The following is a 12,996-nucleotide window of genomic DNA, read 5'->3' as shown; positions in this document are numbered from 1 at the left end:
GACATCCAGGCCTCAACATGGGGAAACATTTCGTTTGACTGTAAAACTGGTTTTTTCATATCATGATTTTTAATCAAAATTAACAGTCAAAACAAGTTAAGTCAAGATGGGTTGGTCGTAGGCTTACCTATAAGCAACACATTCCATATAGGCATCATGGTCAATATCTTTTAGCCTGAAAGCTGCCATTTGGGAAAACCTCAACTTTTCTATTTGGCTCATCCCTTCAAATATTTTTATACCTCCCATTATTCGTACTCCTTTCTTGCTTCTTCTATTTTCCTGATTTGTGTTGTTCGCTCTTGCTCGGATAAAAATCTGTTCTTTCTAACCATCTCAATTTCGTCATTGAGTATCTGAACTTTTGATTTTTCAGGCACATCCTCGAATCTGCCATACTTGTATTTATTATTTTCCATAGAGTTGCAGTTTCTGATTGGTGAGCTTAATTATCTGGCCTAAATCCAATGACATCTTCGCATAAAGATTAATAACATGGTTTGCAGCGGTTAAATCTGTTATCGTGCTCTCAAGGGCATCAATGAGAACGTTATTTGTCGAATCGCACTCTTTACGTAGCGCTTCAATTTGGATATCGATTTTTTGAATATTTTTATCTAAGGCGTTCATATATTTTAACTTAATAGTGCTTGGAAAACTTCTTCTGGCATGTTTGGTGCAAGGTCTTTTTTTAACTTCTTCAACTTCACATCCTTCTCATCAGCCGATAACCATTTGTTACCCCGAATAGATGAAATCTCTAATTTTAAGACATCAATTGTAGTTGTTTGATAATCCTGATGTGGTACCGCAGCTTCACTGGCTGCTGAGTACCGAGTTTTGGTTATTGACATATTCTAAAATGTGGGAAAAGGTTTCTTTTGTTCGATATGGGAAGTAGTTGTTCTAAGCTCCTTTAGGTTCTTGCACGTGTTATTAGCCACAACGTAGCATAAATAAAACCTTTGCAATGCCTGTACCGACTTAAGTAAGCCAGCATGTTTGATAGCGGTTGACAGTTCAGGTTCTTGTAAGAACTTTAACAAGGCAGGTACATCTGCTTGCTGAAAAAAGTATTTTCCATTCTCCCAGAAACCGTATTGGTTATCCAACTCCCTATTGTAAAGGTGCAAAGGATCCTCCTCAACTAGCTGCTCTATGCTCTTGCCTTTCTTGCCTGCTTTCGGGACCTCCTCGGGCTGATTGATTGCTTCTTTAAAGTTTAAGAATGGGTAAATAGTTGGATTGGTTTGCATAGTGTGCATTGCAAAACCATACATTTTGAGAATTATCTCACCAGAATAATCATTTGGATGCAACGCACTTAGTTGCTCGTCTATAACTGGCTTTAATGCCGTTAAACCTTCAATATTTTTGCACCCGCCAATCTTGGCTAGCAATTCCTCGTTCGCCATTGTTTTTAAATTTGTCATTGTGTGTTCGTTTAATTTATTCTATTCAGTGGATTAAAAACTGTTTCACTTTCGCTAATGATGTTGCCATTAAACCAAACTTTATGTTTGAAGGTATTGAAGCAATCCATTTTGACTAAATGCTCAACCTTGATTTTCTCAAAGATCTCGAACTCGGTTCCAGTGAACTCAAAGCAGTGGATTACGTTGTCCGGCAATTCAACTATGTAATTAAAAACGCCTTTGTTGTAATTGTAGAACCTAGCCTGCTCTTTTCTAATTCCTGCTTTATCGCATTCTCGGATGATGTCTAATATTATTCTGGTCATGGTTTTTTATTCAGAGGTGTTGTCAATTAGGGTCGTAAGAAAATCTCTTAAGTGGATTGCTGATTTTCTTTCGAGAATTATACTTGTATTTTCACGTTCATATTCGACAAGAGTGTTATCACATATTGTTTTCGGCTTGAGGTGATTACTATTGATTTGAATAAATTGATCTTTTCTTCCATCAAATTGGAATAATGAAATATTTATTCCTATAGGTGAATCATCCAAAACACTTAAAATTCTTTCTCGTGTTTCGGCTGGCTCTGGATCCTTCACAGCGTCACGTAAATCTGATTCAAACTGCTTGATTATTTCACTTTGCCCGAAGACCGGCACAATTAATTTTGGCATATTGTTTTTTTAATTAATGATTAAATATTTTCTGTTAGTTCTACCATACCAGAGCAGAATCTTATTGCCTCTCGTGAAATCTATTCGGGGTTGGTAAGTTCCCTCCAATACGATTGCTACAATGAGTAGCGTGATAATTAGCATACACATAACTATGCGGATTGAGTTATTAATGAATGTATTTTTTGTAATCTGGTTAAGTATGGTTTATAGGCATTATTGCCGTTGTGAGCATTAAGCATCGCTAAGTGTGAATTGATGCATTTGGGTACATCGTTAATCATACTGGCAGCATCGAGCCGCAGCGATTGCGGTATAACTAAACCATCAAAGCAAGGGATATCCCAAAGTTTAGGTTTGAATGTTTCTTTTTCCTTAAACTTTGTTTTATCAAAATCAACCCAACCAGGACTTACATAGTACGGTGTTTCCTTTGGTTCCACGGCTGCGGGTAAATCAATCTCAATCGTCTTAGGTTTCTCAATTGGCAATGGTGTAAGTGGCTGCGGCTGGATAGGAACTGCAGGTGCCGGAGCAGGTGTTGTAAAGTCACTAACTTTGAACCTGACTAAATAATCCGCTAAATCAAGGCCGTTCGCTTTTTCTTCGGATGTTGCAATCTCTTCTAGTGTTTTTGAAACACTGTAGCCATATTGAACCGCTTTATCTTCCCACTTTTCTAAACACTTTAAATCTGGATATAATGTGACCGATTTACCAATTAGAATATTTAGTTTTTTCCCGTTAAGCTGCTCCACGCCACCACATGCCAACCAATTAAATTGAGGAAAGTAAATGCTAGATATAATTGCCGTTTTTTCGCTCTCAACTATTGCAATGGGTTTGTTAGGATATATTCTTGTTAAGTGTTCACCGAACAGACATTGCCCTAGATTAAAGTCTTTTAACTTTAGTTTTTTGTGCACCCAAGTTACAGCGGGTAAAACGTCCTTATTCCTTCGACCAGTTTTAGGATTGAAATTAATAATCTTGCCGGTCCTAACATCACCAGAAATATCAACCTGCCAAAATATTGTACCGCCACTTTTAGTGCTGCCTATTAGATAATTATTCAACACCTCATCTATTTGCTCTTCACTGAAAATCGATTGTAAAAACAGGATAAGACAATTCTTTGAGAAGTCAGATAGACTTTGTTTTAAAATACTTTGTTCAATCAGCGAAACTGGCTTTTCCGGCTCAGGTTCTTTTGCCTTCCAAGTATCAGAAGGCGTGATTCCGTTTGCTTCAAAATATTGTTTTGGAGTCTTGTGGTATGAGCATTTAGAAAGCCTTTCACACCGTCCTACAGAAGGATGAACAATTGCTCCTCCTTCATCATCAATGTAGTGTGTAAAACATTTTTTACCACGGCATTCAGGGCATTGATGTTTTGTAGACATTCCTCTGTATGGTTGCAAATAATACCTGTGTTCACTCATTTTGTTAATATTTAGTTCAAAGTGCACTCAAAGTGCCCCACAAAGTGCACTTTGATATGTTCGAAAATCTTTATTTAAACCTTGCTAAAGGGTGTTTTTATCTCAAAGTGCACAAAGTGTCCAAAGTGCCTTGTATATGTAATTATTCTATCTTGCTATAAGAGCCATGACTAACCTTTGTCCAAAGCTTATCAAGTTGATTAGCTAATAACTTTTTAGCTCCCCTTGGCTCCATGAATTGCGAGCACACTCTTACAAAATCTGCTGTAGAAAAGTTCTTTTCATTAGGTAGGGATGAGTAGATAGTTTTTAGAGAACCTGTTAATAGTTCAGCTCTACTCTTAAGCCTAGCTTTAATAGCCATTTTCAAGAAGTAATCGAATAATAATACTGAAGACTTAGCTGAGGTAACTCCTATCTGATTCTTATCATCAGGATTGCCAGAGATACCATATTCAAGAAGTTGCATTATAAGAGCAAGCTTATGAATGTAAATTATCAGCTTTGCTCTAACTCCACGCTCTACCTCTGAAGTTGATATATCATTTTCTATGTCAATAGACTTGCAGACGGCATCAAAAATAATCTGGCTAGCTTCCCTAGTATACTTCAAACACTTTTGAGTATCAGAATACCATAAGGATTGTAAAGTGTCTATCACACGTACGTACCTATTTATTATTAATGGATCTACACCTACCATTGATGGGTAAGGCTTCTTTACATCCGTTAGGTAGCAAATAAGAAACCTATCGAAAAATCCGTTTTCCGTTTTCTCTTTGAATAGTTCTGCTAATACTGTTGGCTGTATAGTTCCAATCACTGATAGAAACGGGCTACCAGTAACCTGAGTGCCATGAGTAAAGGTATCTTTGTTGTATGCATTGCCCTGCCACAGAGAAAGATACATCTGCTCATCATTGCCTTTGTTATACTTATTGAATGCCTTTAAAAATCCGGCTAATTCATCGTAAACAATGGTTACACCCCTACTACTTTTGGTTAAATGGTGTATCAAGACTTCTGGTGTTGCTTCATTTAACAGAGGTCTGATATGGATAAATTTATTTTCTTTAATGGCACTTTGTGCACTTTGGACACTTTCATCTGTAACACTCTCATTTACAGCATCAAACCAGTCTTCATCATTGGGCACTTTGACGACACTTTCAGTGCACTTTGGCTCATCTTTAAGCTTCTTCGCTTTTTTTTGCTCTTTTTCTGATGCCTTATCAGCAATCATTCTATCGAAGTCAGCTTTTTGAAACTTATAATTTTCATTCTGCTTTCTTACTATTGGCTTGTAAGCTTCTTCTGTAGGTGAGGTTTTATTAATTCCTCTCTGGGCAACATTAGCAATGAATATATTTGCTTTATTCTCGTAACCGTCATTGGTTTGCATTATATGGCTATTACCAACAGCCGAACCAACAGCCGCCAGAATACTACAAGCAAAAAAATCAATCGGATAACTTTTGAACTTGTTATAGTGTAGAACTATTTCCCTTATTTCCTCGGGGAAAGCTTCCAAAGGGAAAAGAATGCTCTCGTTTTCGGGCGAATCTTCCACCATGCTTGCCTGAGAAACATCGGACTTGAGCTTGTTTAACAAATCTAATGAGCTTGTACCATTATTCACCATCCGCAGCACCTCCTTTCTTCAATTCAGGATTGCAGCTTAAGTAGCATACTAAGCGGCCAGTTTCTTTGCAATATCCTTTGTGGGTTGTAAATACCAAACCATCCTCGCGAAGCATAGAAACGTATCGGGAAATATTCGGCCGATAGATGTTGAGCGCAGTAGCTATCATAGTTGCGCTATGGTTGTACTTCGTTAAGTATTCCCTAACTTGTACAAGCTCAGCTTCTTGATTGGAATAGGAATATTTCTTATCTTTGAAATCGTGATGCCCATCACCATCAAAGTTTTTAAGGTCTTGACTCATAGTTAAGATCTTTTTTTGTTTTTACTGATTAATATATCTTCCGGAGAGGTCTGGTTAAGGTTGACACGCCCGCTTTCAAGCCACTCCACTAAATCGGATTGCAGGAAATAAAGCTTGCCCAGTTTTTTGATGTATGGAATCTGGTCCTTATACACCATTACATGAAGTGCATTCTTCGTAGTGCTTAGAAATTCTGCCGCAGCGTCAGCTTTCAGATAAGTTGGCTTTTGAGAAACCGGATTAAGAGCACCACTTAAGATAATTGATTTAAGCTCTATAACTTCCTGTTTAAGTTCTTCGTAATATCTATCCATTTTTGCCCTCTTTTAATTTTGCCATAAAACCTGAATCAATCTGGCTTTTGATTAAATACACCTTTTTACCTTCATGGTGCCTAACCAGAATACCGCGATTGAAATAATTATCAATCGTACGTGTGGTACAGCCTAGATATGCCGCAGCTTCAGCTATCGACATTTTTTCTTCTTTCTCAGGTATTGATTCTGCATTTGCGTAATTCAATTCTGATTTGAGAAACTTCTCTATACTTTCAAGTTTCTTAAAAAGAAAGCCGTACGCAGTGAAGCTAGATTTTCCAGTTAATTCCATCTAATTGCCTTTAATCGTAAATAATATTTCGTTTATAGATATCACCCTGATGCGGCATAATATAAGTTGACAGCTTGTTAAATGCGTTTGGAGCGCATTCTTACTGCATCAGGGTGTATCTATGTTTTATTTCTAGCCCAGTTCGTGCAGAATCGCAGATTGAGTTAGGATTATTTAGTTCCATATGTTCCATAATTATGGAACTACTAAATCAAAAAAACGCCGATTACTCGGCTTTGATTTTGCTAAGGTAAATAGAAATATTTAATAATGAAAATTTTCAGTGCTATTTTCTTTAGTATTTGATTATTTCTTTGTCCAAATAATATTAACCCGTCAAATCATTATCCAATAGCTTGCTTTGGTATTGTTCTGCTTTTTCTGTGGTGAAGCTATCAAGATAGTTCTGAGTTGTTTTTAAGTCTTTATGCCCTAACTGCTTTGATATAAATGCCAGTGGCGCTTCGTTATTCATCAGGTTAGTGGAAAAACTGTGTCTTGCGTAATACGTCGAAATATCCTCGGTAATTCCAAGCTTAGAGGCTATTCTTTTTAACCCAGTATTGATAGTTGCTATCGCAGTAGCTGTTTTATTCTTTACGTCACGCTCGGTAGCATTAGCGGGGATGATATTAAAAATGTAACCCGTACTAATTTTGTGAGTACCGTACTTTTCTATTATCGCCCAGAGCTGCGGATTAAGCTGAATGGTAATTTTATTAGTGCCGCCCGTTTTATTTTCAGTTTTCTTTCTAACAAATATAAAGTAGTCCTTTTTGATATCTGACCATTTAAGGCGAAATATATCTATACAGTTCATGCCCGATGCAAGATAACTGAATAAGAAAAATGACTTTGCAAAGTCCTCCGTTTGTGTTTGTGGCTCGTAATTATAAATCTGCATTATTTGCGCAATAGTTAGCGCCCTCTTATTATTTATTCCTTGAGGGATTTTATAGCCAGCCTTATTGTCTGCCTTATGAAATGGGTATGCTTCAGCTTTTAGCTCCTTGCGGCTAATTACTTCATTAAATATTGCCCTCACACGAATCAGGTACATGCTCAGCGTAGTTTTGGAATACTTTTGCTCAGTCTTAGCTTCAGTTGACCCTTTAACCTTTTTCTGGTATGTAACTTTCAAAGCCCATTTTTCAAAATCCGCTAACCATTTGGCGGTAACCTGACTTATTTGAAGCTCTATCAACCTATCCGCATTTGCGGACCGATTACGATTAATATATTCCGTCAACAATGCCGCAGCCTGGTTGTATAGATTTTTACTTCCAATTTTATCGTCCGCTTCAAACTCCAAAGCTTTTGACTTCATTAAAAAAATAAGGTTGCTGCGCTTACCAGTTTGATTAAATCTTGTATTGAAGGTATCAAAATCGAATGGTTCTAATGTCTCGATTATTGAATTGGCTTTGCTGATAAGCGCATCAAGTTTGTACCTAGCAGATTTATGGAACTCCTTTAAATTTTTGCCAGACATCATTTTATCAAAGTCTTCCTTAGACATTGATAAAGTAGTGCCTAAGCGCCTAAAATCTTTTACGTGGGCAATGCGAATCTTAACCGGGTAAGTACCGTCAGACTTCGCCTTACGTGTATCTAAAACTATTCTTGCAGTCGCCATACAACGAAGGTAGGCACTTTAAAATAATTTGCCCACTATTTGCCCACCTTTTTTTAAACATGAGAAAGATAGAAACAGGTAGACTATTGAAATACAGCGATTTTAAAGATGATTTAAACTAGAAACAGTAGGAAACAGGGCATATTTTATCACTACTGATGACATAATTTATTGTTTTTAAATGTAATACAAAGTTACGGCATAGCTTTGTGAAAGCCAAATAATTGAAAGAACTAGCAGGTTTATAAAATGTAAAATCTAATGCCTATTATTAGAGTAACATTTCGTTCTCTATGAATAATTTCTACAAAGCATTAAATATTCTGGGCGTTATTTTCACCAATTAGCTTTGCCAAAAGGCTGATTAAAATAATACTGTTATCTGGTTTATTTGTATCGTTAGGTGCAATTGCATTGGTTAGATAATCCTTTTAAAGCAAAGGCCTGTATATTCTAATTAAAATATTGATTTACAGTTTATTATTTCTTAAATTGATGTAACCAAATTAACCATTATGAAAACTGTAAAACATTTACTTGATACCAAGCAAGTTAGAATTATTTCTGTAAGTCCGAATAGCTCTGTTTTGGATGCATTAAAAGTAATGACTGATAAGAACATCAGCGCTGTACTTGTTATGGAAAATGAAACATTAGTTGGGATTTTTACAGAACGAGATTATGCCCGGAAAATCGTGCTTCAAGGCAAAGCATCGAAAGATACAGGTATAGATGAAGCCATGACACCGAATCCTATTACAATTTCTTTAAATGATACGATTGATAAATGCATGGAAATTATGACAGAAAAACACATTCGTCATTTACCAATAGTGATGAATAATGAGGTTAAAGGAATGATTTCTATAGGTGATTTGGTGAAATTTATTATCGCCGACCAACGCCAAACCATATCTCAGCTGGAAAGTTATATTAGTGGGTAGAGGATTTAGGTTTAGGTTTAGGTTTAGGTTTAGGGAAAACTGGTTCGTGGTAATTATGTTTCGAAATACTGCACATAAAAACCATTGTAATCCCTAAACCTATCACATCAACCCCCTAAGAAAAAAAGTGATAACGCTATAAAAAACTATTTCCAACGCCATTCGCCGGCAATGGTCAAAGGCTCTTTTAAATTTTGTGCTTCTAAAAACGCTCTTAATTCTTCTTCGCCTTGCACACCTACCGGAATTTTTGGCGTATTTGCTAAAGCGTAGGTTAACATTGTGCTGTAGCGAACCGTATTTTTTAACCCTTGTTCATCTACTAATTTAAAGCTATCGCCATCAGAGTGGTAAAACGGACCCGAGTTATTCGGCAATTTACCACCTGCACCGCCACCAGTTGGAATACCCTCTAACATAAAAGGCTGATGATCGCTATGTAAACCGGCACCTGCATTGAAAAGATTTTTAAAGCCTGAATCAATTTTTACAATATCTGCTCCCCAGGCAGTAAATAATTCTTTCATTTCTGCACGAGAAGTTGAAAAGCCTTTCGGGTCGTTTGTCATATCGTAGTTAAGCATAAACTTAACCTGGTTTAAGTTTTTATCTTTCTTAGCTTGCTCTACATAAGCTTTAGAACCTAACAAGCCTTGCTCCTCACCCATAAATAAAACAAATTCTACAGTACGCTTTGTTTTAAGATTCAGTTTTTTGAAAGTTCTTGCCATATCCATAATTGCAAAAGAACCAATGCCGTTATCAATTGCGCCAGTTGCTAAATCCCAACTATCTAAATGCCCGCCAACAACAATCTTATCCTTTGACATTTCGGTTCCTTTAAATGTTGCAATTACATTTCTTGCTTTAATTAAGCCAGAGAAATTTGTCATTTCAATATGCGCAACTTGTGCCTGGGTTTTTAGTTTCTCTTTCAATGCCAAACCATCTTCTAAACCGATACAAACTGCAGGTATAGTAATTAATTTGCCAGTAACCGATGCTGTACCAGTTAACAAAACGCCATTTTTAACAGTATTGATAATGATAACTCCGCTTGCACCGTATTTTGTTGCAATTGCGGTTTTTTCCGAGCGGTGCAAAGACTTTGTTCCTGCCGGAGAACCTGGTAAAACGCCCAAATAAATCAAAGCAATTTTACCTTTAAATTTGGCTGTATTGGCCTGGTAATCTACTTCCAAACCATTTCCTGCATCAACGATATCACCAGTAATATTTGCAGAAACCGGCGAATGTGCCAGTGTAACAGCTTTAACTTGTGATAGCGAATTTTTATCGGCACCAATTTCTACTTTAATTGTTTTCCGGCTCCAGCTTTCAACTTCAAATGGTTGAAATTTAACTTCGCAGCCATACGATTTTAGTAAATTGTAAGCATATTGCTCTGCCTTGGCACCGTTTTCAGAACCCGTTAAGCGATGACCGATGGTTTCGGTTTCATATTTTAAGGTTTGATATGCTTTTGAGTTTTGCTGTACTTCGGTATTTATTTTAGTAAACACTTCTCCAAATTTATCTTGTGCATTAGCAAACGATGCAGCACAAATCAGCGCAGCAGAAAAAAGGTATTTCATAAAAGTTTAGTTTTTGATGGTGTTAAAGTACAAATTTTAAGTGCAAAACTTTGGCTGTAACGTTTATTTTGCGCTCTACAACCAAAGCCATAAGCACAAAATTTGTTTTGTAAACCTGATTGAAGTGGAAATACTTTTTGTTTTCAGCGACATTGAATATGCTGTCATGCTGAGGCACGAAGCATCTGCAAACGATGAAACAGATGCTTCGTGCCTCTGCATGACAGAAGTTTAAAAAAGATTTAAACGGAAAGCAAGACGAACGATAAGTGAAATGTTGTTTTTGCTTTCCAAAAATTTTCCCATCTAAAAAATCTGAGAACATCTAAGGCTATTCGCCCTACACGAATATTATAAGTCTTTGATAGTATAAGCAAAAATCTAATTATTTCAACTTAGATGGACTTACATGTATAAGGTGGTCAAAAAACCATTATTTATGTTTTGCCTTCTTCGGGAAAACCAATGAGGCAACCACACTAATCACCAGAATACTCAGAATAACGATTAATGAATGTTCTGTAGTAAAACCCCATTTTTCTAAATAAACATGACCTAACATTTTCACACCGATAAAGGCTAAAAGGAATGCTAAACCAGTTTTTAAATAATGGAATTTATGGATAATATTTACCAAAAGGAAAAACATAGAACGCAAGCCCATTATGGCAAAAATATTCGAAAAGAATACAATGTAGGGGTCTTTTGTTACTGCAAAAATTGCCGGAATTGAATCGACCGCGAATAGCAAATCTGTAAATTCTACAATTAGCAAAACCAAAAACAATGGCGTAACCATACGCTTATGGTCAATTCTAACGAAGAAATTCTTTCCTTCATATTTAGGGTGAATTGCAAAAATCTTCGAGGCCCATTTTACTACGGGATGGTTTTCCGGGTCTATTTTGTCATCCTCATCCTTACTGAAAAACATTTTTATTCCAGTAAAAACTAAGAATGCACCGAAAATATATAAAATCCATGCGAACTTTGCAATTAAGGCCGCACCTACAAATATGAAGATGAAACGCATGATAATTGCGCCTAAAATCCCCCAAAACAATACGCGGTGATAGTATTTTTCTTCAACAGCAAAGGCAGAGAAAATAAGGACAATTACAAAAATATTATCAACAGATAAAGCATATTCTATAACGTATCCTGTTAAAAATTCTAATCCAAGGTTTTGCCGATAAACAGCCAAACTTTGTGGCAAATCATCAGGGATAATTTTTATGTGATGCTGGTGCTTGGTAATGATGTATTGCAATCGATTAAAATCTTCAATACCGTGCAACTGATGACCTTCGGTTAGCAACAAAAAATAAAAGCCAAGCGCAAGCCCAACCATTATCAAACTCATTATACCGGCTTGTTTTAAGCTTATAACATGTTCTTTCTTACTAAAAAGACCTAAATCAAGTGCCAGAATAAGCACAATAAACAGAAGGAAACCTAAACTGAAAAGTAATTCGTTACTCATTATTTTTTACGTTCTGTGGTATATAAAACGAGTTGTTCGAGTCCTGTTCTCGCTTCCCCGGCTTCAAATTGGTGTAATATATCAAAAGCTTCTTGCTGGTATTCGAGCATTTTTTGGTTGGCATAATAAACACCATCCTTTGCATTTACAAAATCTATAATTTCCTGAATTTTAACCGTATCATCCTGGTGGTTTTTTACCAGATTAATAATACGTTTCCGTTCAGATTTTTCGGCTTTGTTTAATGCATAAATTAAAGGTAGCGTTACTTTTTTCTCCTTAATATCAATACCTAATGGTTTTCCAACATCATCGGTACCAAAATCAAATGTATCATCTTTAATTTGAAAGGCAATTCCAACTTTTTCGCCAAACAAACGCATTCTTTCAATGGTAGCATCATCTGCCCCCGATGAAGCCGCTCCCGCAGCACAACAAGATGCAATTAACGAAGCCGTTTTTTGCCTGATAACATCAAAATATAAATCTTCAGAAATATCCATTCTGCGTACCTTTTCAACCTGCAACAGCTCACCCTCACTCATTTGCTTAACCGCTTCTGATACAATTTGTAACAATCGATGTTCATTATTGTTTACCGAAAGCAATAAGCCTTTTGCAAGTAAATAATCACCCACCAAAACCGCAATTTTATTTTTCCATAAAGCGTTTATAGAGAAAAAGCCACGGCGCTCATACGCATTATCCACAACATCATCATGCACCAAAGTTGCCGTATGTAAAAGCTCTACTAAAGCCGCCCCACGATGCGTAGATTCGGTAATTCCACCACAAAGTTTTGCAGCAAAAAAAACAAACATCGGGCGCATTTGCTTCCCTTTTTGCTTAACAATGTAATGTGTAATCCTGTCCAGCAACGGTGCATCGCTATGCATAGATTCCTTAAAGGTTTTTTCAAACGCTTTAATATCGGCTGCTATTGGTGTTTTTATCTGTTCGATTCCCGGCATTAAGTCGAAAAAATTTTGATTGCAAACTTAAGCTTATTTCCAATAAAAAGATAATGTATATTGCTAATAATAAGGATTTGGAAAACAAAGGAACTACAAATTACAATCTTTAGTCCTGCTCTTCGCTTTAGCCCTCGTAAAAAACTCGGGGCTGCCGCTGCTATCAGGTTTAGGCACAAAGTAAATACACAAAAAGCCTGGCAGTAAGGCTAAACAGCCTGGTTAGAATTATGCAAGTTTAACGAATGCAATTAATATACTATAGCGCAGTTTTATTT

At 36.5% G+C, this 12,996-nt stretch carries 16 protein-coding genes; 1 reads left to right on the top strand and 15 read right to left on the bottom strand.

Features of this window, described 5'->3' with window-relative positions:
* Nucleotides 1–248: 248 nt before the first annotated feature.
* From LUA90_RS19330 to LUA90_RS19275, 12 genes are all read right to left on the bottom strand, one after another.
* Entirely contained in the window at nt 249–419 is a 171-nt protein-coding gene (locus LUA90_RS19330; protein WP_231492231.1) for a hypothetical protein, read from the bottom strand.
* Nucleotides 409–630, bottom strand: coding sequence for a hypothetical protein (locus LUA90_RS19325; protein ID WP_231492230.1), 222 nt, complete (start codon nt 628–630; stop codon nt 409–411). Before LUA90_RS19325 ends, LUA90_RS19330 begins: the two co-directional genes overlap by 11 nt.
* Before the next feature lie 5 nt (nt 631–635).
* Nucleotides 636–854: a hypothetical protein gene (locus LUA90_RS19320; RefSeq protein ID WP_231492229.1), complete on the bottom strand. Its 219-nt coding sequence runs from the start codon at nt 852–854 to the stop codon at nt 636–638.
* A gap of 3 nt (nt 855–857) precedes the next feature.
* Entirely contained in the window at nt 858–1,433 is a 576-nt protein-coding gene (locus tag LUA90_RS19315) for a hypothetical protein (RefSeq protein ID WP_231492228.1), read from the bottom strand.
* 11 nt (nt 1,434–1,444) lie between these two features.
* Nucleotides 1,445–1,741, bottom strand: a complete 297-nt coding sequence (locus LUA90_RS19310) for a hypothetical protein (RefSeq protein ID WP_231492227.1) — start codon at nt 1,739–1,741, stop codon at nt 1,445–1,447.
* Nucleotides 1,742–1,747: 6 nt separating this feature from the next.
* Nucleotides 1,748–2,092, bottom strand: a complete 345-nt coding sequence (locus tag LUA90_RS19305; protein ID WP_231492226.1) for a hypothetical protein — start codon at nt 2,090–2,092, stop codon at nt 1,748–1,750.
* Nucleotides 2,093–2,244: 152 nt separating this feature from the next.
* Nucleotides 2,245–3,534 carry a DUF6371 domain-containing protein gene (locus LUA90_RS19300; protein ID WP_231492225.1) on the bottom strand — a complete coding sequence of 430 codons (1,290 nt, stop codon included), beginning with the start codon at nt 3,532–3,534 and terminating at the stop codon, nt 2,245–2,247.
* 142 nt (nt 3,535–3,676) lie between these two features.
* Entirely contained in the window at nt 3,677–5,176 is a 1,500-nt protein-coding gene (locus tag LUA90_RS19295; RefSeq protein ID WP_231492224.1) for a DUF3987 domain-containing protein, read from the bottom strand.
* Nucleotides 5,166–5,480 carry a hypothetical protein gene (locus LUA90_RS19290; protein WP_231492223.1) on the bottom strand — a complete coding sequence of 105 codons (315 nt, stop codon included), beginning with the start codon at nt 5,478–5,480 and terminating at the stop codon, nt 5,166–5,168. Before LUA90_RS19290 ends, LUA90_RS19295 begins: the two co-directional genes overlap by 11 nt.
* Nucleotides 5,481–5,482: 2 nt before the next feature.
* The gene (locus LUA90_RS19285; RefSeq protein WP_231492222.1) at nt 5,483–5,794 is read right to left on the bottom strand and encodes a helix-turn-helix domain-containing protein; all 312 of its coding nucleotides are present in this window, start codon (nt 5,792–5,794) and stop codon (nt 5,483–5,485) included.
* Entirely contained in the window at nt 5,787–6,089 is a 303-nt protein-coding gene (locus tag LUA90_RS19280; protein WP_231492221.1) for a helix-turn-helix domain-containing protein, read from the bottom strand. The genes LUA90_RS19285 and LUA90_RS19280 overlap by 8 nt, the downstream gene beginning before the upstream one ends.
* Nucleotides 6,090–6,417: 328 nt before the next feature.
* Nucleotides 6,418–7,725 carry a site-specific integrase gene (locus tag LUA90_RS19275; RefSeq protein ID WP_231492220.1) on the bottom strand — a complete coding sequence of 436 codons (1,308 nt, stop codon included), beginning with the start codon at nt 7,723–7,725 and terminating at the stop codon, nt 6,418–6,420.
* A 515-nt stretch (nt 7,726–8,240) separates the two neighbouring features.
* On the opposite strand from LUA90_RS19275, the gene LUA90_RS19270 reads away from it, so the two are divergent.
* Nucleotides 8,241–8,669 (top strand): CBS domain-containing protein, encoded by a 429-nt coding sequence (locus tag LUA90_RS19270; protein ID WP_231492219.1) that lies wholly within the window; start codon nt 8,241–8,243, stop codon nt 8,667–8,669.
* 146 nt (nt 8,670–8,815) lie between these two features.
* On the opposite strand, the gene LUA90_RS19265 is transcribed toward LUA90_RS19270, so the two are convergent.
* The 3 genes from LUA90_RS19265 to LUA90_RS19255 all read right to left on the bottom strand — a co-directional run bounded on the left by LUA90_RS19265 (nt 8,816) and on the right by LUA90_RS19255 (nt 12,718).
* Nucleotides 8,816–10,264 (bottom strand): M20/M25/M40 family metallo-hydrolase, encoded by a 1,449-nt coding sequence (locus LUA90_RS19265; protein WP_231492218.1) that lies wholly within the window; start codon nt 10,262–10,264, stop codon nt 8,816–8,818.
* A gap of 433 nt (nt 10,265–10,697) precedes the next feature.
* Nucleotides 10,698–11,747, bottom strand: a complete 1,050-nt coding sequence (locus LUA90_RS19260; RefSeq protein WP_231464139.1) for a TerC family protein — start codon at nt 11,745–11,747, stop codon at nt 10,698–10,700.
* A complete protein-coding gene (locus tag LUA90_RS19255; RefSeq protein WP_231464141.1) occupies nt 11,747–12,718 on the bottom strand; it encodes a polyprenyl synthetase family protein in 972 nt (323 codons plus the stop codon). The genes LUA90_RS19260 and LUA90_RS19255 overlap by 1 nt, the downstream gene beginning before the upstream one ends.
* Nucleotides 12,719–12,996 lie beyond the last annotated feature (278 nt).

The sequence above is a fragment of the Pedobacter sp. Leaf170 genome (genome assembly GCF_920984665.1).
Taxonomy (GTDB): Bacteria; Bacteroidota; Bacteroidia; order Sphingobacteriales; family Sphingobacteriaceae; genus Pedobacter.
Note: the sequence above shows the minus strand (reverse complement) of the source record. Positions and strands in the feature narration are given on the sequence as shown.

Excerpts from the sequence above, each read along its gene's own strand:
- LUA90_RS19330 (WP_231492231.1), bottom strand. The coding sequence starts at position 419 with ATGGAAAATAATAAATACAAGTATGGCAGATTCGAGGATGTGCCTGAA.
- LUA90_RS19325 (WP_231492230.1), bottom strand. The coding sequence starts at position 630 with ATGAACGCCTTAGATAAAAATATTCAAAAAATCGATATCCAAATTGAA.
- LUA90_RS19320 (WP_231492229.1), bottom strand. The coding sequence starts at position 854 with ATGTCAATAACCAAAACTCGGTACTCAGCAGCCAGTGAAGCTGCGGTA.
- LUA90_RS19315 (WP_231492228.1), bottom strand. The coding sequence starts at position 1,433 with ATGACAAATTTAAAAACAATGGCGAACGAGGAATTGCTAGCCAAGATT.
- LUA90_RS19310 (WP_231492227.1), bottom strand. The coding sequence starts at position 1,741 with ATGACCAGAATAATATTAGACATCATCCGAGAATGCGATAAAGCAGGA.
- LUA90_RS19305 (WP_231492226.1), bottom strand. The coding sequence starts at position 2,092 with ATGCCAAAATTAATTGTGCCGGTCTTCGGGCAAAGTGAAATAATCAAG.
- LUA90_RS19300 (WP_231492225.1), bottom strand. The coding sequence starts at position 3,534 with ATGAGTGAACACAGGTATTATTTGCAACCATACAGAGGAATGTCTACA.
- LUA90_RS19295 (WP_231492224.1), bottom strand. The coding sequence starts at position 5,176 with ATGGTGAATAATGGTACAAGCTCATTAGATTTGTTAAACAAGCTCAAG.
- LUA90_RS19290 (WP_231492223.1), bottom strand. The coding sequence starts at position 5,480 with ATGAGTCAAGACCTTAAAAACTTTGATGGTGATGGGCATCACGATTTC.
- LUA90_RS19285 (WP_231492222.1), bottom strand. The coding sequence starts at position 5,794 with ATGGATAGATATTACGAAGAACTTAAACAGGAAGTTATAGAGCTTAAA.
- LUA90_RS19280 (WP_231492221.1), bottom strand. The coding sequence starts at position 6,089 with ATGGAATTAACTGGAAAATCTAGCTTCACTGCGTACGGCTTTCTTTTT.
- LUA90_RS19275 (WP_231492220.1), bottom strand. The coding sequence starts at position 7,725 with ATGGCGACTGCAAGAATAGTTTTAGATACACGTAAGGCGAAGTCTGAC.
- LUA90_RS19270 (WP_231492219.1), top strand. The coding sequence starts at position 8,241 with ATGAAAACTGTAAAACATTTACTTGATACCAAGCAAGTTAGAATTATT.
- LUA90_RS19265 (WP_231492218.1), bottom strand. The coding sequence starts at position 10,264 with ATGAAATACCTTTTTTCTGCTGCGCTGATTTGTGCTGCATCGTTTGCT.
- LUA90_RS19260 (WP_231464139.1), bottom strand. The coding sequence starts at position 11,747 with ATGAGTAACGAATTACTTTTCAGTTTAGGTTTCCTTCTGTTTATTGTG.
- LUA90_RS19255 (WP_231464141.1), bottom strand. The coding sequence starts at position 12,718 with ATGCCGGGAATCGAACAGATAAAAACACCAATAGCAGCCGATATTAAA.